Origin of the sequence: Buchnera aphidicola (Cinara laricifoliae) (genome assembly GCF_900698945.1) — a bacterium.
GTDB classification, from domain to species: Bacteria; Pseudomonadota; Gammaproteobacteria; order Enterobacterales; family Enterobacteriaceae; genus Buchnera_F; species Buchnera_F aphidicola_AC.
The window spans coordinates 80,177-99,859 of sequence record NZ_LR217717.1; the positions used below are offsets into that span (position 1 = coordinate 80,177).

Annotated in this window: 16 protein-coding genes and 1 tRNA gene; 12 read left to right on the plus strand and 5 right to left on the minus strand. The window is 21.7% G+C overall.

Annotated features, from left to right (window positions below):
• Window positions 1–52: 52 nt before the first annotated feature.
• Entirely contained in the window at window positions 53–1,465 is a 1,413-nt protein-coding gene (gene gnd / locus BUCILAFE3058_RS00380; RefSeq protein WP_154061425.1) for a decarboxylating NADP(+)-dependent phosphogluconate dehydrogenase, read from the plus strand.
• A gap of 152 nt (window positions 1,466–1,617) precedes the next feature.
• Window positions 1,618–3,258 carry a methionine--tRNA ligase gene (gene metG / locus BUCILAFE3058_RS00385; protein WP_154061426.1) on the plus strand — a complete coding sequence of 547 codons (1,641 nt, stop codon included), beginning with the start codon at window positions 1,618–1,620 and terminating at the stop codon, window positions 3,256–3,258.
• A 7-nt stretch (window positions 3,259–3,265) separates the two neighbouring features.
• Here metG and tilS read toward each other — a convergent pair whose 3' ends face one another.
• Both tilS and BUCILAFE3058_RS00395 read right to left on the minus strand, forming a co-directional pair.
• Window positions 3,266–4,591: a tRNA lysidine(34) synthetase TilS gene (gene tilS / locus BUCILAFE3058_RS00390; RefSeq protein WP_154061427.1), complete on the minus strand. Its 1,326-nt coding sequence runs from the start codon at window positions 4,589–4,591 to the stop codon at window positions 3,266–3,268.
• Window positions 4,592–4,614: 23 nt separating this feature from the next.
• A tRNA-Val gene (locus BUCILAFE3058_RS00395) sits at window positions 4,615–4,687 on the minus strand.
• 150 nt (window positions 4,688–4,837) lie between these two features.
• Between BUCILAFE3058_RS00395 and BUCILAFE3058_RS00400 the strand changes: the two genes are divergently transcribed.
• Both BUCILAFE3058_RS00400 and tyrS read left to right on the plus strand, forming a co-directional pair.
• Window positions 4,838–5,470: an endonuclease III domain-containing protein gene (locus BUCILAFE3058_RS00400; RefSeq protein ID WP_154061428.1), complete on the plus strand. Its 633-nt coding sequence runs from the start codon at window positions 4,838–4,840 to the stop codon at window positions 5,468–5,470.
• Between the two features lie 175 nt (window positions 5,471–5,645).
• A complete protein-coding gene (tyrS, locus tag BUCILAFE3058_RS00405; protein WP_420021819.1) occupies window positions 5,646–6,929 on the plus strand; it encodes a tyrosine--tRNA ligase in 1,284 nt (427 codons plus the stop codon).
• A 26-nt stretch (window positions 6,930–6,955) separates the two neighbouring features.
• Here the strand turns inward: tyrS and BUCILAFE3058_RS00410 are convergent, their stop codons facing one another.
• A complete protein-coding gene (locus BUCILAFE3058_RS00410) occupies window positions 6,956–7,330 on the minus strand; it encodes a HesB/IscA family protein (RefSeq protein ID WP_154061430.1) in 375 nt (124 codons plus the stop codon).
• Window positions 7,331–7,983: 653 nt separating this feature from the next.
• Between BUCILAFE3058_RS00410 and BUCILAFE3058_RS00415 the strand changes: the two genes are divergently transcribed.
• From BUCILAFE3058_RS00415 to BUCILAFE3058_RS00450, 8 genes are all read left to right on the plus strand, one after another.
• The gene (locus tag BUCILAFE3058_RS00415) at window positions 7,984–9,033 is read left to right on the plus strand and encodes a 3-deoxy-7-phosphoheptulonate synthase (RefSeq protein WP_154061431.1); all 1,050 of its coding nucleotides are present in this window, start codon (window positions 7,984–7,986) and stop codon (window positions 9,031–9,033) included.
• A gap of 49 nt (window positions 9,034–9,082) precedes the next feature.
• Window positions 9,083–11,017 (plus strand): threonine--tRNA ligase, encoded by a 1,935-nt coding sequence (thrS, locus tag BUCILAFE3058_RS00420; protein ID WP_172598717.1) that lies wholly within the window; start codon window positions 9,083–9,085, stop codon window positions 11,015–11,017.
• 3 nt (window positions 11,018–11,020) lie between these two features.
• A complete protein-coding gene (gene infC, locus BUCILAFE3058_RS00425; RefSeq protein ID WP_154061432.1) occupies window positions 11,021–11,557 on the plus strand; it encodes a translation initiation factor IF-3 in 537 nt (178 codons plus the stop codon).
• Between the two features lie 65 nt (window positions 11,558–11,622).
• On the plus strand, window positions 11,623–11,820 hold the full coding sequence (gene rpmI, locus BUCILAFE3058_RS00430) for a 50S ribosomal protein L35 (RefSeq protein WP_154061433.1): 198 nt from the start codon (window positions 11,623–11,625) through the stop codon (window positions 11,818–11,820).
• Window positions 11,821–11,867: 47 nt separating this feature from the next.
• Entirely contained in the window at window positions 11,868–12,227 is a 360-nt protein-coding gene (gene rplT, locus BUCILAFE3058_RS00435) for a 50S ribosomal protein L20 (protein ID WP_154061434.1), read from the plus strand.
• Window positions 12,228–12,372: 145 nt separating this feature from the next.
• The gene (gene pheS, locus BUCILAFE3058_RS00440; RefSeq protein ID WP_420021820.1) at window positions 12,373–13,347 is read left to right on the plus strand and encodes a phenylalanine--tRNA ligase subunit alpha; all 975 of its coding nucleotides are present in this window, start codon (window positions 12,373–12,375) and stop codon (window positions 13,345–13,347) included.
• A 15-nt stretch (window positions 13,348–13,362) separates the two neighbouring features.
• Window positions 13,363–15,753, plus strand: coding sequence for a phenylalanine--tRNA ligase subunit beta (gene pheT / locus BUCILAFE3058_RS00445; protein WP_154061436.1), 2,391 nt, complete (start codon window positions 13,363–13,365; stop codon window positions 15,751–15,753).
• A 4-nt stretch (window positions 15,754–15,757) separates the two neighbouring features.
• Window positions 15,758–16,075 (plus strand): integration host factor subunit alpha, encoded by a 318-nt coding sequence (locus BUCILAFE3058_RS00450; RefSeq protein WP_154061437.1) that lies wholly within the window; start codon window positions 15,758–15,760, stop codon window positions 16,073–16,075.
• A 407-nt stretch (window positions 16,076–16,482) separates the two neighbouring features.
• On the opposite strand, the gene glyS is transcribed toward BUCILAFE3058_RS00450, so the two are convergent.
• Together glyS and BUCILAFE3058_RS00460 are read right to left on the minus strand one after the other, a co-directional pair.
• On the minus strand, window positions 16,483–18,564 hold the full coding sequence (glyS, locus tag BUCILAFE3058_RS00455) for a glycine--tRNA ligase subunit beta (RefSeq protein WP_154061438.1): 2,082 nt from the start codon (window positions 18,562–18,564) through the stop codon (window positions 16,483–16,485).
• A gap of 3 nt (window positions 18,565–18,567) precedes the next feature.
• Window positions 18,568–19,449 (minus strand): glycine--tRNA ligase subunit alpha, encoded by an 882-nt coding sequence (locus BUCILAFE3058_RS00460; protein ID WP_154061439.1) that lies wholly within the window; start codon window positions 19,447–19,449, stop codon window positions 18,568–18,570.
• Window positions 19,450–19,683: the final 234 nt, after the last annotated feature.

Genomic DNA, 19,683 nt, shown 5'->3' on the forward strand with positions numbered 1-19,683 from the left:
TTTTTATTTTTTATAATATTTTTTAAAATATTTATTTTCATTAAGGATGTATATGTCAAATCATGATATTGGTATTATTGGTATGGGAGTTATGGGAAAAAATTTAGCATGTAATATTGCTAATACTGGATATAAAGTATCAGTTTTTAATCGATCACATAACCAAATAATGAAAATATTATTTAAAAAACCAATTGAGAGATTATTTCCGTATCTTTCTATAAAAAAATTTATTAATTCATTACGTAAACCTCGTTGTGTTATGTTAATGATACAATCAGGTATTCCGGTTGATGAATTAATTCAAACTTTGTTACCTTATTTATGTTCTGGTGATTTAATAATAGATGGTGGTAATTCATTTTATGAAGATACGATTAAACGATTTAATTTTTTACAAAAAAAATCTATTCAATTTCTTGGGGTAGGAATATCAGGTGGGTCAGAAGGTGCATTAAAAGGTCCTTCTATTATGCCTGGCGGAACTATTGAAGCATATGAATTAGTAGCTCCTATTTTTAAAAATATTTCAGCTAAATATCATAAAGAAGAATGTGTAGAATATATAGGTTCTGATGGATCTGGACATTATGTTAAAATGGTACATAACGGTATTGAATATAGTGATATGCAATTAATTGCAGAAACATATTCTTTATTAAAAAATTTAGTCGGTATAGATAATATAGGATTATCGGATATTTTTAAGAATTGGAATAAAGGTGAGTTATGCAGTTATTTAATAGAAATTACTGGAAATATTTTATGTAAACAAGACGAAGATGGTAATTTTATTATAGATTATATTTTAGATTCTGCATCTAACAAAGGTACTGGGATGTGGACAGCTAAAAGCGGATTAGATTTGTATACGCCTTGTTCTGTAATTACAGAGTCTGTTTTTGCACGATATTTATCTTCTTATAAAGCTAATAGAATGATTGCATCTACAATATTATCTGGTCCACAAATATCTAAAATTAGTGATTGTGATAAAGAAAAATTTATTAAAGATATTAGAAAAGCTTTATTTTTAGGAAAAATTATTTCATACGCGCAAGGTTTTAGTTTAATGAAGAGAGCATCTGCTCGTTATTCTTGGAATTTATCTTTTTCTAAAATTGCTAAAATTTTTCGAGCTGGATGTATTATTCGGGCAAATCTTTTGAATGATATTTCTGCAGCTTATTCTGAAAATAATGATTTAATTGATCTATTATTTGCTCCGATATTTAGAGATATTGTTAACAGCTATCATTTTTCTTTACGTAATATTGTTAGTATAGCTGTATCTAACGGAATTTCTGTTCCAGTTTTTTCTGCTACTTTATCATATTATGATGCATATCGTACTGTAAATTCTTCTGCTAATTTAATACAAGCGCAACGAGATTATTTTGGATCTCATACATACCATAGAATTGATCGATCAGGTATATTTCATACTGATTGGTTAGACAAATAAAACAATTTTATTAAAATGTATATATAGATATAACCAATAAATACTTAATAATATTGTTATTTTAAAATATAAAAAATTATTTTAAATTTAATTTATTATATTTTATATATATAATTTTTTTTTATTTTTATTTTTTATAATTATGGTTTTTTATGAAACATTCTATGTATAAAAGTTTAGTAACATGTGCTTTTCCTTATGCTAATGGAGAGATACATTTAGGTCATTTATTAGAGCAAGTACAAGCTGATATTTGGGTACGATATTTTCGGTTAAAAGGTCGTTCGGTACTTTTTTTATGTGCAGATGATGCACATGGAACAGCTGTTATGTTAAAAGCTAAAAAAATGAATATTAATTCCAATCAATTAATTGATTATATGCAAAAACAACATAAAAATATTTTTTTGCAATTTTCTATTCATCATGATCATTATTCATCTACACACAGTAAAACTAATAAAAAATTATGTAATAAAATATTTAATATTATATTAAAAAAAAATTTTTTGAAAGAAAAAAAAATTGCTCAATTATATGATACTAAATTAAATATGTTTTTATCGGATCGATTTGTTAAAGGTACTTGCCCACAGTGTAAATCAGACAATCAATATGGTGATAATTGTGATTTTTGTGGAGCTATTTATGATGCAACAGAATTACTAAATATTACTTCTGAATTATCAAATTCATCACCTACGATAAAATTTTCTAATCATATATTTTTTAAATTATCTATTTTTTCAAATTTTTTAAAAAAATGGGTTAATTCCGGTGTATTACAAACATCTGTATTAAACAAGATAAATGAGTGGTTAACTAGTAATTTACATTCTTGGAATATTTCTAGAGATCAACCATATTTTGGTTTTAAAATTCCCGGTTATACCGATAAATTTTTTTATGTATGGTTAGATGCGCCTATTGGATATATTAGTTGTTTTAAAGAATTATGTGATCTTAGAAAAGATATTGATTTTGATGAATTTTGGTCAAAAGATTCCAAAAATAATTTATACCATTTTATTGGTAAGGATATTATTTATTTTCATGCTTTATTTTGGCCATCTATTCTTGAAGGGTGTAGTTATCGAAAACCTACAAAAATATTTGCTCATGGTTATTTAACTTTTAAAGGAATTAAGTTATCTAAATCTAAAGGATCAATGATATCAGCTAGTCAATGGTTATCATCTTTCGATTCTGATTCTTTGCGATATTATTTTGCATCAAAATTATCTAATACTATTGAAGATATAGATATGAATTTATATGATTATGCATATAAAATTAATGCAGATATTGTTAATAATATAGTTAATTTAGCATCACGGAATGCTTCTTTTTTAGAAAAATATTTTGACAATACTTTATCAGGTCATTTGATAGAAACGGTTTTTTATAAAAAATTTGTTAATGAATCTATAGAAGTTGAAGTTTTTTTTGAAGATAGAAAATTTTCTTTGGTTGTCCAAAAAATTAGAAATTTAGCAGATATTGCTAATAAATATATTAGTGATAAACAACCATGGATATTAATAAAAAATATTTCTAATAAAAATAAAGTACATAATATCTGTTCGGTAGGTATTAATTTATTTAAGATTTTAATGATTTTATTAAAACCGATTATGCCAGTATTGGTATCTAACGCAGAGTTATTCTTAAATACATCATTAATGTGGAAACATATTTCAATGCCTCTTTTGAATCATAAAATTAATCATTTTTCTTGTTTATATAAACGTATCAATATCAGTAATATTGATACGTTTATAGGAAAAATATAATTTTTTATTATATTTGATTTATCCATTTAATTGATAAGTAATTATTATTATTTATATATTTATTATTTGTAACAAATAAACCAATACCAGATATTAATTTTTTATCATAAAATAATAAAGGAATAGAGTTTCTTAACCAAGGCGGTATGTTATATTTTTGCCATATTTTTTTTATATAGATAGTTTTATTGGTATCAATATATTTTTTATTAATATGAAAATGAATATTAACTAGTGTATTTTTTTTAGGATATGGAATTTTATAAATTGATGTATTTTTTTTATTTTTATAAATTTTCTTTTCAGGAATTAATATTCCTAATTTATATGGTAAAATTAAAGTTTTGAGAGTATTTTTCCAATTTATGACTGTGTTTTTAATATTATTTGGTTGGGGAATAAAACAATATATAGTATTTTTAAACCTTCTAATTTCTCGATTATTAAAAATTATTTTTTTATTATAATAATTTTTATTGATAATAATTTCATTATATATTCTTATTAATATATTATATGTCGGAATTTTATAATTTTTTGTTAACCATATTTTTAAAATATTTAATTTTACTTCTTTTGTTAATTTATTAAATTTTATTAAAGATAGCGATTTATCTGAAAATGTATTTTTTTTTAAAAAATTTAATATAAAAAAATTTAATGATTTTTGATCATTTGAAAGTATCTTCATACTTTTAGTACAATTTTTTAAAAAACTAGGCCATCTTTTATATATTTTGTAAAGAATCTTATTTCTTAAAAAATTTCTATCATATTTAATGTTTTTATTTGATTCATCTTCTATCCAAGTTAGTTTATGAGATTTAGCCCATGATATAATTTTTTTTTTTTGTGTATAAATTAATGGACGTACGATTTGCATACCGTTATATGTAGAATTATAGGATATGCCTGATAAACCAGATATTCCACTCTTTCTTTTTAGGGATAAAAAAATATTTTCACATTGATCATTAAGATTATGAGCTATTAATAATATTTCTGTTGACAGTATATGATATTTAAAAATTTTTAGTCTTTCAATTCTTGCATAACCTTCTACACCGTATTTATTTTTTTTGGGAATAATTATATTATCAATAATAATTGGTATATTTTTTTTTTTACATATTTCTTCACAATATTTTTGTGATTTAGCGGAGTGTAAATTTAAATGATGATTAATATGTATAACTCTAAATTTAATATTTTTAATTTTTTTTTTATAAATTATTAATTGATTAAATAGTACGGTAGAATCTACACCACCGCTTAGAGCAAGTAAAAAATATTTTTGATTAGGATACTTTAAAAATAATTTTTTTATAAACATAATATTTTTAATTCTTTATATTGTACGTTCGAGTGGATTTGAACCACTAACTTCTACTATGTCATAGTAGCACTCTAACCATTGAGTTACGAACGTGTATAATATATATTATACTATATATTATAATTTATCAATAATATTATATATAATAATAATTTTGAATCAAATATAACTAAATTTTAGTTTTCTTTAAATTACAAAAATATATACTTTTGTATAATTTTTTAAATATTTTTATAATTAAATATGGATAAAAATACGCGTATTCAAATTTTAGAACGTCTTGAAAAGTATTTTTTAACATCAAAAATTAAATTAAATTATTGTTCTTTATTTGAATTATTGATTTTTATTATGTTATCTGCAAAATCATCTGATATTCAAGTGATTAAAGTTACTAAAAAATTATTTCTACATGTATCAAAACCATCAGATATATTGAAATTAGGTTTTGCAAAATTAAGGAATATTATTCGTTCACTTGGATTATTTAATAAAAAATCTATATTTATTTTTAATACTTGTCGGATTTTAATAGATTTATATGATGAAAAAATACCTATGAATATGACTCAATTATTACAGTTACCTGGTGTTGGTAGAAAAACTGCTAATTTATTTTTAAATATTGCATTAGAAAAAAATTTTATTGCAGTTGATACACACGTATTTAGAGTATCTAATCGTATTGGTTTTGCAATAGGCTCTTCTACATATCAGGTAGAAAAAAAATTGTTTCAAGTTGTTCCAGTTAAATTTCAATCTCGTATTCATACTTGGTTTGGATTACATGGACGTTATTTTTGTAAATCTATATCCCCAAAATGTTCAGTATGTATAATAAATATATGGTGTCAATATTTTAATAAAGAAAAATAAATTATATACATATGAATATATATTTATAAGTATAATAATTTAATTATTATATATAGTTATATTAAATATAATTTAAATATTAACTTTTAAAGTTAAAATATAATTCTAATATTTAATAGATTATATGTAATTATTTATTTTGACTAATTTATAATACTGATAGGTTATTAGAATGATTAAAGAGATTAATATTTTAGATTTTTTAGATAAAAAAGGTTTTTTTTATCAAATTCATAATAAATTGAATTTATACAAATATATAAAAAATAAAAATATTTTTTTATATTGTGGTTTTGACCCTACGGAAAGTAGTTTGCATGTAGGTCATTTACTACCAATTTTATGTTTAAAACATTTCCAAAATTTTGGTCATACTCCTATTATTTTAGTTGGGGGAGCAACTAGTTTAGTGGGAGATCCAAGTTTTAGGATACATGAAAGACCAAAAAATTCATTAGATATTTTACGATATAATCAAAGTTGTTTAGAAAAACAACTATCGTTCTTTTTTAAAGATAACAATCATATTAAAAATAAAGCAATTATATTGAATAATTATTCTTGGTTTAAAGATATTTCAATATTATCATTTCTGATAAAAATAGGAACATTTTTTTCCGTAAATAATATGATTCATAAAGAATCAGTAAAAAAAAGATTAATAGAACAAAAAAACGGTATGTCATTTACAGAATTTTCCTATAGTTTATTACAGGCTTATGATTTTGCATTTTTATATAAAAAATATGGTGTTAAATTACAAATTGGTGGATCTGATCAATGGGGTAATATTTTATCTGGTATTCGGTTAACTAGAAAGTTATATCAAGAAGAAGTATTCGGTATTACTAATCCGTTATTGACTATGCCAAATGGAGAAAAGTTTGGTAAAACTGGAAATAAAACAATATGGTTAGATGCTAAGAGAACTAGTCCATATAAATTTTATCAATTCTGGATTAATACATTGGATAGTGATGTAGATAATTTTATTCAATTATTTACGTTAAGTAATATTAAATTAATTAATTTTCAATTTAACAGTATTAATATGACAGATAATTATATAAATAAAAAAGTTTTTCTAGCAGAATTTTTAACGAAATTTGTGCATGGAAAACAAGCTTTAGATTCTGTTAAACGTATTGTATTTTTTTTATTTGGTCGTGGATCTGTACATGATGTTAAAGAAGAAGATTTTATACAATTAATTCAAGATGGAATTCCATCTATTACTTGTCATAATTATTTTGATTTACCTAATACATTGGTGAGGACAAGATTATCTGATTCTTTAAATCAAGCTCGTAACATGATAATTTCTGGAGCAATTCGTATTAATGGCAGAGTACAAACTAAAAAAGAATATTATTTTGATAAATCTGATTTATTATTTGATAAATATACATTATTATGTAGAGGTAAAAAACATTATGTATTAATTTTTTGGAAAATATAAATCCTATTATAAATATTTTAAATTTATTAAGTTTCAATATTTTTTATATTGAAACTTTCTCCACAACCGCAAATAGCAGTGTGTTTAGTATTAACAAATGTAAAAGAAGTATTTAATCCTGCTTGAATAAAATCTATTGTAGTAGTATATAATTGAGAGATTAAATTTTTTGGAATAATAAATTTAATAGATTTTATTATAAATATATAATCTGAATTTTTTATTTTTTTTTCTGTTTTTAATATATATTTATATCCAGCACATCCTGATTTTTTTAATATTATTTTAATGCCTTGATTCTTTTTATCTTTTTTTAACAAAAATAATATTTGTTTTGCTGCTTTTTTAGTAATTTGAATAGGTATAGTTTGATTTATTTTATTTTTTAGTTTTATTTTCATAATTGTATTATATTTAATTTATAAATTTAATAAAAATGATTATTTTTTTTTTGGTATAATAAATATTATTTTAATTATACGTTTTTTTTATTGGAATGTAAATGTGAGTTATACTTAACAAAATCTTCAACTTTAAAATATAAATTATTTTATTTTTCATGTGTAATGAATTTATAGTTATTTTTTTTAAAATTAATTATAAATATGATGATAATTATTTATATAAACAGTTAAAATTTTTTATTTATCAAACTACAAATATTTTTTTAAATAATATTTAATATTTCTTTAATTTTAAAATACAATGATTTTTTCTTAATATAACTATAAAATAGATATAAATATTATTAATAGTATTTTTTTGTATTAAATTTTTAATATATAGTAATTATATTTATTAGTTAATTATATAGTGTGAATTAATTTTATTAATTTTTTCTTACATGATTTGAATATGGTATTATATATTATATGTTGATAAATAGTTTTTTATTAATAATTGTTTATTAATAATATTTATTTTGATTTATTTTATTAAATTTAATTTGTTTTATAATAATACATATTATGTATATAATGTTTTATTATATTAGAAATAAATTATTGATTATTTTAAATGTAAAATTTTTTTATTTAATTATATAGAGAATAAAATGAAAAAAATTGATGAATTAGTTAATATTCAGAATAGTGATTTATTAATAACTCCAAAGAAGTTATCTGATCGTTATTCTATTACATCTGATGTATACGATTTAATTAAAGTTACTCGTAATAATATAGAAAATATTTTATTAGGTCGCGATAAAAGATTATTAGTTATTATTGGTCCTTGTTCTATTCATGATCCTATTGCAGCAATAGAATATGCTGAAAAAATAAAAATATTACGTAATAAATATTCTGATTGTTTAGAAATCGTTATGCGTACATATTTTGAAAAACCTCGTACTGTTTTAGGTTGGACTGGTTTAATTTCAGATCCTTTTTTAGATGGTAGTTTAAATGTGAATCACGGTTTATCTGTTGCAAGAAAATTATTATTAAAAATAAATAAACTAGGTGTTCCAACTGCAACGGAATTTTTAGATTCTATCGTAAGTCAATTTATTTTTGATTTAATTAGTTGGGGCGCTATTGGAGCTCGTACTACGGAAAGTCAAGTTCATAGAGAATTAGCTTCTTATTTACCTTGTCCTATAGGGTTTAAAAATGGAACAGATGGAAATATTTTAATTGCAATTGATGCTATTCGTGCTGCACAAGCTAGTCATTTATTTTTATCACCCAATGAAAATGGACAGATTAAAATTCATAATACTATTGGAAATAATTGTGCTCATATGATTATGCGAGGTGGTAAATTACCTAATTATCATAAAGTAGATATTGATGCTGCAATTCAAAAATTAAAAATTTTTAACTTATCGGAACATTTGATTGTTGATTTTAGTCATGCTAACTCTTTAAAAGATTATAAAAAACAATTAGAAGTTGCATACTCCATTTATAATCAAATTTATAATGGATCTACTGCTATTTCAGGAGTTATGATTGAAAGTTTTTTAAAAGAAGGATCACAAAATATGACTGATATTAATAATCTAGTTTTTGGTCAATCTATTACAGATTCTTGTTTAGGTTGGGAAGATAGTGTATCAATATTACAAGATTTATCAAAAGTAGTTAAAGTTCGGTTTTAATTTTTTATATTTTATAATTATATTTTTAATATATTTTTAAGGATTAGATATGCCGATTATTATGTCGTGCAATGGAGTTAATAAGATTTATGCAAATGCAGTTACTCTTAAAGATATTTTTAGGGATATGTTTCCCGGCCATAAGTCAAATTTTATAGCTGGTTTAGTAAATAATCAGTTATTTGATTTAGATACATTAATTTATAAAGATGCAGATGTTGTAATGATTGATGAAAATAACCAAAAATTTATACAACAAGTTAGACGTTCTTGTATGCAATTATTAAATCGAGTATTAAAGAATATGTGGTCAGATACCAAAATAGCTGGTGGATCTATCACTGAATCTGGATTTTATTGTGATATTGATATGTCATATATGCTAACAAAGAAAGATTTGAATAAAATTTCTAAAAAAATGTTAGAGAAGGTTTTTAGTTCATATAATATATGTACTAAAAGTATTGTTAAGTCAGATTTTTTAGATTTTTTAAATAAGGAAGGTGAAATTTATCAAATTAATATAATACAAGAACAGTCTGTTAATAATAAGATAATTAATATTTGTTGTCATGAAGACTATTGTGAATTTTATGATCATTCTCAAGTATCTAATATTAAATTTTGTCAATATTTTTTATTAAAAGATGTATCAGGAGCATATTGGAATAATGATAAACATAATAAAATGTTACAACGAATTCATGTTATAGCATGGATTTCAAAAAATCAATTATTAAATTTTATAGCTAAATCAAGAGAGTTAGAGAAACGTGATCATCGTAAAATTTCAAAATTATTAAATTTGTATCATATTCAAAAAGAATCACCTGGAATGATATTTTGGCATAACAACGGATATATTATTGTTAGACAACTAAAAAAATTTATTCGTACATTTTTAATTAAGAATAATTATTTAGAAGTTAAAAGCCCTATTATTATTGATAAATCTTTATGGGAAAAAAGTGGTCATTGGAAATATTATAATTCATCTATTTTTATTACTAAATCAGAAAATAGAGAATATTGCATTAAACCTATGAATTGTCCTGCGCATGTTTTAATTTTTAAGCATGGATTAAAGTCTTATAAAGATTTACCTATACGTATTGCTGAATTCGGAAGTTGTCATAGACAAGAATCATCTGGTTCATTGCATGGATTAATGCGTGTGCGCGGATTTATTCAAGATGACGCTCATATTTTTTGTACAAAAAAACAAATTAAGTCAGAATTACATCACTGTATTAATTTATTGTTTGATTTATATAAAACATTTGGTTTTAAAAAAATTATTATTAATTTTTCTACTCGTCCTAAAAATAGGATTGGTGACGATAAAATATGGAATCAAGCGGAAAAAGATTTAGAAACTGTTTTAAATGAAAATAGTTTATCGTTTCAATACCAATTAGGTGAAGGAGCATTTTATGGCCCTAAAATTGAAATTTCTTTAGAAGATAATTTACAACGAATATGGCAATGTGGCACTATTCAATTAGATTTTTATTTAGCGAAACGATTAAATGCATTTTATTTTAATAAAGAAGGTATTAAGAAATATCCTATTATTATTCATAGAGCATTATTAGGTTCTATTGAAAGATTTATAGGTATTCTGATTGAAGAATATAATGGTAATTTACCATTATGGTTATGTCCTATCCAAGTAGCTATACTTAGTATTACTAATTTACATATATCATTTGTACAAAAAATAATACATAAACTATTAGTTTATAATATTCGAGTAATTTCTGATATTACAAACAATAGTTTAAGCTTTAAAATTCATTCTTATGTTAAACAAAAAATACCATATATTTTAGTATGTGGTGATAAAGAAATGAAATTGAATTATGTTACAGTAAGAAATCGATTTAATCACAAACAATATCAACAGAGTATAGATGTTTTTATTAAAAATATTTTAAATAATATTAAAAATTATACTATAAAAGATGTCAACATGGAGGGTTAGAGTATTAAAGTCGGAAAAAAAAATCAATTATCTCGTTCTTATCGTGTTAATCGCGAAATTCGTTCGGTTGAAGTGCGATTAATGGGCTTAAAGGGTGAGCAACTCGGTATTGTTAGTATTAATAAAGCATTAGAGCAAGCAGAAATATATGGTTTTGATTTAGTAGAAATTAGCCCTAATTCTAAACCTCCAGTATGTCGTATTATGAATTATGGTAAATTTTTATATGAAAAAAGTAAAGCACTTAAAAAACAGAAAAAAAAGCAAAAGATTATCCAAATTAAGGAAATAAAATTTCGACCAAATACAGATGAAGGAGATTATCAGGTTAAATTAAGAAATTTAATACGATTTTTAAAAGATGGCAATAAAGTAAAAATTACTTTGCGGTTTAGAGGTCGAGAAATGGCGCATCAGGATATTGGAATTAATATGTTAAATCGATTAAAAGATGACTTATCCAATTTAACTTGTGTTGAATATTTTCCCAAACGAATTGAAGGTCGACAAATGATTATGATGTTATCTCCAAAAAAATAAAATTTACTTCTAATTATTATAGACATAATTAATATATAGAAATATATATCTATTCTGGAGTATTTATGCCAAAAATTAAAACTTTACGTAGTGCTGCAAAGAGATTTAAAAAAACTGCTTCTGGTCATTTTAAACGTAAACAAGCTAATTTACGCCATATTTTAACTAAAAAAAATACAAATTATAAACGTAATCTTCGTAAAAAAATTATTCTTTCTGCATCGGATCATCATAAAGTGTCTATTTTTCTTCCTTATTTTTGATTTTATCAAGTAATTTATATATTACAATATTTTATAGGAGGTTTTTAATGGCACGTGTAAAAAGAGGTGTTACAGCACATGCTCGTCATAAAAAAATAATTAAGTTAGCAAAAGGATATCGTGGAGCACGATCTAGAGTATATCGTGTTGCAAATCAAGCTGTTATTAAAGCAGGTCAATATGCTTACAGAGATAGACGTAATAAAAAAAGAAATTTTCGAAAATTATGGATTATTAGAATTAATGCTGCAGTTAAAAGTCATAATTTATCATATAGTCAATTTATACATGGTTTAAAAATTTTATCGATTAATATTAATCGGAAAATGTTAGCTGAAACAGCAGTATATGATAAAATTGCGTTTAGCATGTTAATAGAACGTTCTAAAAATGCTGTAATTATTTAATACATTAAAAAATTTTTATAAATTTTATCACAGGGAGAATAGATAGTCTCCCTATGTATATTAAAAAGTTTTTGTAATATATATAATTTTATAAAGTGAATATATTGGTGTACATGTGAAATTAAGAAAAGAAATATATAAGTCTATAAAAAAAACTTTTATATCTGCTATACAGGAAATAAAAAAAATAGATAATAATACATCACTTAACAATTTTCAATCAAAATATTTAGGGAAAAATAGTATTTTATATTTTTATTTTAGTAAATTAACTACATTGAATATTTCTGAACGTATACAATGTAGTACTATTTTAAATAATTTTAAAAAAAAAATTAAAAATAAGATTAATGATAAAAAAATAGAACTAAAAGATAATAGATTAATTAATCAAAAAAATAAGTATTTTATAGATTATACATTACCAGGTAGAAAGATTGAATGTGGTAGCTTACATCCTATTACAATTGTTATTCAGGAAATTAAAAAAATTTTTAGTTATTTAGGTTTTAATACGTACTATGGTCCTGAATTAGAGAGTACATATTATAATTTTGATGCTTTAAATATACCTCATAATCATCCTGCTAGAAATATTAGTGATACTTTTTGGTTGAATTCAAATTATGTATTACGAACTCAAACGTCTGGTATGCAAATTAGAATTTTAGAAAAAAATCCTGGTCCTATTAGAGCAATTATTCCAGGAAAGGTGTATCGTAGGGATTATGATCATACACATACCCCTATGTTTCATCAAATTGAAGGTTTAATAGTAGATACATCAATTTCTTTTGCGAATCTAAAGTGGATTTTAGAAAATTTTATTATTCAGATTTTAAAAAAAAATACAAAAATACGTTTTCGTAGTTCATATTTTCCTTTTACTTGTCCTTCTGCTGAAATGGATATTCAGGATAAAAATGGTAATTGGTTAGAAGTATTAGGATGTGGTATGGTGCATCCAAATGTTTTGAAAAATTGTAATATTGATCGTGATATTTATTCAGCTTGTGCATTTGGAATTGGTGTAGAAAGGCTAGCTATGTTGAAATATTCAGTATCTGATATTCGTTGTTTTTTTGAAAACGATATACGATTTTTAAAACAATTTGTTTAATAGCGAGAAATAGTGATGAAGTTTGGAGAAGAATGGTTGCGTCAGTGGATTAATCCGCCTATTTCAAGTAAACAGCTGTGTGAACAATTGACGAATTTTGGTTGTGAAGCAGAATGTATTAAAGAAAATAATTTGTATGTACAGAATACAGTTATTGGAGAAATTATTTTTAAAAAACCATTTAATATAATTAAAAAATTATTTATATATACAGTTCGTATATATAATAATCAAAAAATTTTTATTCTATTTATAGATAAAGAGTATTTGATAAAAGGTACAAAAGTACCGATTATATTAACTAATAATATTTTAGAAAAAAAAACTCATGTATTAACAGAAAATTTTTTTAAAAATAGTGATAATAAGTTTGGTTCTTATCATTTATTAGGAATAGATAAGAATAATCATGAAATTATTGTTCTTGAATATAATGCTATAGTTGGATTAAATTTTAATAATCATAGACATATAAATAGATATATAATGAAATTTTTTATTCCATTTAATAGAGTAGATTTACGTTCTATTTGGGGTTTATCACGAGAAATTGCATTATTAAATAAGTTACCATTACCTCAAATTAAACATAAACATTTTTTATATTCAAAAATTTTTATTAAAAATAGAGTGGCTATTAGTATTAAAAATAATTTTATTCAATATATTTTTTGTGAATTCTATAATTTAGATACTAAATCTATTTTACCGTTTTATATGCAAGAACGATTAATACAATCTGATATGTTTACAAATAATATTATAAAAAATATTATTAATTATGTATTTATTGAAACTGGACATTGGTTTCATATATTTGATTTAGATTATTTAGATAAAAAATTATATATATCTAGTTTGAAGCAAGAAAAATTGATTCGAGATAAAAACGATAAAAAATTTATTTTACCAAAAGATACAATTATTTTACATAATTATAAAAAAATTTTATCTTTTGAAGATATGGAGTATTCTGAATATTCTAAAGTTAGTAATCTTACTAAAAATTTATTTTTAGGCTCTATTTGTTTTGATCCTGTTTTTATACAAACGCGATATTTATCGCGACCTATTTTAAATCAAAATATGGATTATATGAAATATAATATATATCCTATTTTACAAAAAAATATTTTTAAATATATACAGACATTAATAAAAAAAATATGTAGTGGAGATTTTTCTATTTTAAAAATATATAAAATGGATATAAATATATTTGTTCCTATTGTTTTGTTATTAACAATTGAAAAATTAAATAAAATTACTGGAATTAAATTTATTAAAAGAGACGTAATCACTATTTTAAAAGATTGTCATTTTATATTTTTTGAAAAAAATAATATTTTTTATGTTACACCACCATATTGGCGTTCTGATATTAGAATTATTGAAGATTTAATTAGCGAAATAATTCGAATATACGGTTATGAAAAAATTGTTTCTCAATCGCCTTATGAGCATGTAAATAAATTTTTAAATAAAAAAAATAAAATATCATTATCACGAATTAAATTATTTCTTTCTGATCGCGGATATTTTGAAATTATTTCATATAGTTTTGTAAATTCTACTATACAGAAATATTTTAAGATGCGCGAAGAAAGTTTAAAAATAAAAAATCCTATTTCAAGTGATATGTCTGAAATGAGATTATCGTTATGGATTGGTTTATTGAGCTGTATTGCATATAATCAAAAACGACAAAAAGAATCTATTCGTCTTTTTGAAACTGGGTTATGTTTTTTTTCACCTCAAGATCGTTGTTCTCCAATTATTCAAAATGAATATTTATCCGGTGCTATTAGTGGATTAATTGGACGTCGTGAATGGTATTTAAAAAATAGAAAATTAGATTTTTATGATTTAAAAGGTGATATCGAGTTTATTTTAAATATTTGTGGAAAATTAGGTGATGTAGAATTTATTTCAGAAAAATATGTAGGTTTATGTGCTGAACAAAGTGTAGGGATTTATTTACATAATCAATTAATTGGTAGAATTGGAGTATTAGATTCTTCTTTTCACGATATTTTTGATTTAAAAGATTCTGTAATTTTATTTGAAATTATGTGGAAAAAAATTTGTTATCGATCTGTAAACAATATTAAACATATATCTTTATTACCGAATAGTAAAAGAGATATTTCGATTATAGTTTTAGATACTGTATTAAGTAAAGATATTTTAAACTTATGTACTAATAATATTAGTATAAAAAATACTGATATACATATATATGATATATATACGGGGCATAATATTCCGATAGGAAAAAAGAGTATATCTATTTCTTTTATTTTCAATAGTTCGGTTAGTACTTTAAAAGAATCTGATATTAACTTAAACATTTTACAATGTATTACTGCACTAAAAAATAAATTTGGAGCAATTTTAAGAGATTAAATTTATGGTATTGACTAAAGCGGAAATTTCAGATTATTTATTTAAAAAATTAACATTAAATAAACAAGAAGTAAAAGATTTAGTAGATATTTTTTTTGAAGAAGTTCGTAAATCTTTGGAAATAGGAGAAGAAGTTAAATTATCTGGTTTTGGTAATTTTTGTTTAAGAAATAAAAAACAAAGACTAGGTAGAAACCCAAAAACTGGTGAGTGTGTTGCAATCACTGCTCGTAGAGTAGTAGTATTTAAAGCTGGTCAGAAATTGCGAAGTCGTATAGAATCTTTACAAAATATTCATTTAAAAAAAAAAATTGTCATATAATTTATATTTATAAGATATAAAAATATTTAATTTTATAAATATGTTATTTAATAAATATTAAATTTATATCTTTTTATATAAAATTTTAATTTTATCAATCAAATATTAATTATACTGTATTTTTATAAAACGATTTTATATAAGTTAAATAAATTTATTTTATTTATATATTTTATATATATAATTTTTATAAATATAATTTGTATTTTTATAAAATAAACTTAATATTAATTATATTAGTAATATCGTAATAGTATTATTGATACAGTATAATATTTTAGTAGTTTTTATTGTGATTATTATAAAAGATGTATAATATATATAATTATCTATAAATAAATATATCTATATTTATTTAATATATTATCATGGAATATATTTATTGATATAAATAAAAAAATTAATTTTTATAAGTAAGAAAAATCAGTTATATATAAAAATATTTTTTTAATTTTTTTTAATATACATATACGATATGAACATATTTCTATTTTAGGATCATGTATAAAAGATTTTTTAAAAAATATTTCTATTGGTTCACATAATTGGTATATTTTTATTAATATATTTAAGTAATTTATTTTATTGAATTGATCTGTTTTTTTTTCAATTTTTTTGATTTTTATAAGTAATTGATTTTCATGTAATAGAAAATTTTTTCTATAATACGTATCATCTAAATTTATTTTTATTAATTTTAATTTTTTTACAGTTTTTAAAATAATATTATTGATTCTTTTATATATAATAATGATATTATTTATGTTATAGTTTTTTTTAAAATCTGTAAGTGCATCTATACGTTTATTAATATCAAGAATGTTTATTAATTTTAAAGATAAAACAGATTGTATAATTTTTTTATTATATTTTTTTGAGTACAATGATATATATTTTGAAAAAATAAAATCTAAAATTAATTTTATTATTTCTTTTTTTTGTTTTATGTGATGATATAAATTAATTGATTTTTTAATTATTTTATATAAATTAATATTTATTTTTTTTTCAACTATTATTCGAATGATTCCGATACTTGCTCGACGTAAAGCGAATGGATCTTTATGATTAGTTGGTTTTTTATTAATACTAAAAATTCCTACAATTGTATCTATTTTATCTGCAACACTTAATGCGCATGATATTTTTTGTGTCGGTAAATCTGATTGTGAAAAATTAGGTAGATAGTGTTCTTTAATAGCTAAAGATACTTTCTTATTTTCTTGATGATTTAACGCATAATGCATACCAATTATTCCTTGTAGAGCTGTACATTCTGTTATTATATTGGTTGTTAAATCACATTTAGATAAAATAGCTGATTTTTTTGTTAATTTTATATTTGTTTTTATTTTTTTTGCAATATATTGGCTTAATTTTTTTATTCTTAAAGTTTTATCATACATAGATCCAAGATTTTTTTGAAAAGATATATTTTTTAATAAAATTAATCTATCAGAAAATTTTATTGTTTGATCTTTATTTATAAAAAAATTTATATTGCTTAGTTTTGAATGTAATACCTGTTCGTGTTCTCGGATAATTTTTTTTTTATTGACAGTATTGATATTACTGATAAGTATAAAGTAATTTGTTATTGTATTTTTTTTTATATTATATAATGGAAAATATTTTTGATTATTTTCCATAGTATATATCAATAGTTCTTGAGGTATTTTTAGATATTTTTTTTTGAATTGACCTAAATGCGCTATTGGCCATTCTACAGATGCTGTAGTTTCTTCCAATAAATTTTTATTAATATGAATTGATTTATTTATTTTTTTTGATAAATAATTTAATTGTATAAGTATATTTTTTTTTCTTTCTTTATAATCTATTATAACATATTTTTTTTTAAATAAATCAGAAGTATATTGATCAGCATGTGTAAAAATTATTTTTTCAGGAGCCATTAAAAAATGTCCATAAGAAATATTTTTATAAGTAATTTCCGGTATATTTAAAGAAATAATTTTATCATTTAATAATATCATTATATTAAGTATTGGTCTAGAAAATCGTATGGAATTGGTATTCCATAGCATAGATTTTTTTGATGGTATTTTTTTTATTATTTTTGATAAAATATCTATTAAATTTTTTTTTAATGAGGGAGCTTTTTCTTTACTTATATAAGTAAGATATTTTTTTTTATTAATATTTATTATTTCTGTATTTTTAATAGAGATATGATGTGTTTTTAACCATAATTTTGTTAATTTATTTATTTCATGGTTATTATTAAATGCTTTTTCTATTGGTGGACCTATTTTTCTAATATATTTATTTTTTTGAACATATGATAAACAAAAAATTTTTAATGCTATTCTTTTAGAAGTATAAAATAAAAGTATAGATTGATATTGAATATTATAATTATTTAACTCTTTTCTTGTAGATGAATAGAAAAATTCTGCTATATTTTTTAGTTCCTTACTTGGTAGATCTTCAGTTTGTATTTCTATAATGAAAGTTTTGTGTTTCATTTTTTACTCTTTATTTTGATTAAATATATATTGTTTAGCAATTTTTTTAATTTTTTTTCGTATATTTAAGATGTGATCTGTTCTATCAGTAGTTGATAAAACTTTTTTACAGTCTAATAAGTTAAAATAATGAATAGCATGAAGCATATGTTCATATGCTGGAATAGATACTGGATTAACAAGTTTAGTTAATCGTGTTGCTTCTTGTATATGTAATTGAAATAATTGTAATATGCATTGAGTATTTGATAATTCAAAATTATAATATGAATTTTCTTTTTCATGATCCAGGAATATATCAGAATATTTGATTTTTTTTATGGAATGTATATCCCATACTATATCATAAATATTATTTATATTTTGTATATGCATGGCAATTCTTTCTAGCCCATATGTTATTTCAACAGTTGGTTCGTTACAATTAATTCCACCCATTTGCTGAAAATATGTAATTTGTGTTATTTCCATTCCATTTAACCATATTTCCCATCCTAATCCAGAAGCTCCTAGTGTAGGGTTTTCCCAATTATCTTCTACAAATCTAATGTCATTATTTTTTATATCAATTCCAATTTTTTTTAAAGAAGATAAGTATATTTTTTGAACATTATTAAGAGTAGGTTTTATAATTACTTGGAATTGATAATAATGTTGTAATCGATTAGGGTTATTAGTGTAACGACCATCAGATGGTCGTCTAGATGGTTGTAAATAAGCTATAGAAGTAGGTTTTTTTTTTAGGATATTAAAAAAAGTATGATGATGAAAAGTTCCTGCTCCTATAGAAATATCTAATGGTTTTAATATAAAACATTTTTTTTGATGCCAAAAATTTTTTAATTTTTGTATTATTTCATAGAATGTATAAGTATGCGTTGACATAATTTTATTTCGTTGATTTATAATATTTTGAAATTATTCAATATATTAATATTGTTAAAATTAAATTTATTTGTATATATATAATTTTGATAAAATTTTTTATTAAAATTTTTAATAGATTTTATTGTTATTTTAATAAACTTTATTAAAAATAATGATATTAATATTAGCATTATTATTGTATATAAACTAGTATATCTACACTAGATTTATTTTTTATTATTGTAAAATATT

What these genes read in the sequence shown, in the direction of transcription:
- metG (WP_154061426.1), top strand. Translation starts at nt 1,618, where the DNA reads ATGAAACATTCTATGTATAAAAGTTTAGTAACATGTGCTTTTCCTTAT.
- BUCILAFE3058_RS00460 (WP_154061439.1), bottom strand. Translation starts at nt 19,449, where the DNA reads ATGTCAACGCATACTTATACATTCTATGAAATAATACAAAAATTAAAA.
- thrS (WP_172598717.1), top strand. Translation starts at nt 9,083, where the DNA reads ATGCCGATTATTATGTCGTGCAATGGAGTTAATAAGATTTATGCAAAT.
- rplT (WP_154061434.1), top strand. Translation starts at nt 11,868, where the DNA reads ATGGCACGTGTAAAAAGAGGTGTTACAGCACATGCTCGTCATAAAAAA.
- gnd (WP_154061425.1), top strand. Translation starts at nt 53, where the DNA reads ATGTCAAATCATGATATTGGTATTATTGGTATGGGAGTTATGGGAAAA.
- BUCILAFE3058_RS00450 (WP_154061437.1), top strand. Translation starts at nt 15,758, where the DNA reads ATGGTATTGACTAAAGCGGAAATTTCAGATTATTTATTTAAAAAATTA.
- pheT (WP_154061436.1), top strand. Translation starts at nt 13,363, where the DNA reads ATGAAGTTTGGAGAAGAATGGTTGCGTCAGTGGATTAATCCGCCTATT.
- glyS (WP_154061438.1), bottom strand. Translation starts at nt 18,564, where the DNA reads ATGAAACACAAAACTTTCATTATAGAAATACAAACTGAAGATCTACCA.
- BUCILAFE3058_RS00400 (WP_154061428.1), top strand. Translation starts at nt 4,838, where the DNA reads ATGGATAAAAATACGCGTATTCAAATTTTAGAACGTCTTGAAAAGTAT.
- tilS (WP_154061427.1), bottom strand. Translation starts at nt 4,591, where the DNA reads ATGTTTATAAAAAAATTATTTTTAAAGTATCCTAATCAAAAATATTTT.
- BUCILAFE3058_RS00410 (WP_154061430.1), bottom strand. Translation starts at nt 7,330, where the DNA reads ATGAAAATAAAACTAAAAAATAAAATAAATCAAACTATACCTATTCAA.
- BUCILAFE3058_RS00415 (WP_154061431.1), top strand. Translation starts at nt 7,984, where the DNA reads ATGAAAAAAATTGATGAATTAGTTAATATTCAGAATAGTGATTTATTA.
- rpmI (WP_154061433.1), top strand. Translation starts at nt 11,623, where the DNA reads ATGCCAAAAATTAAAACTTTACGTAGTGCTGCAAAGAGATTTAAAAAA.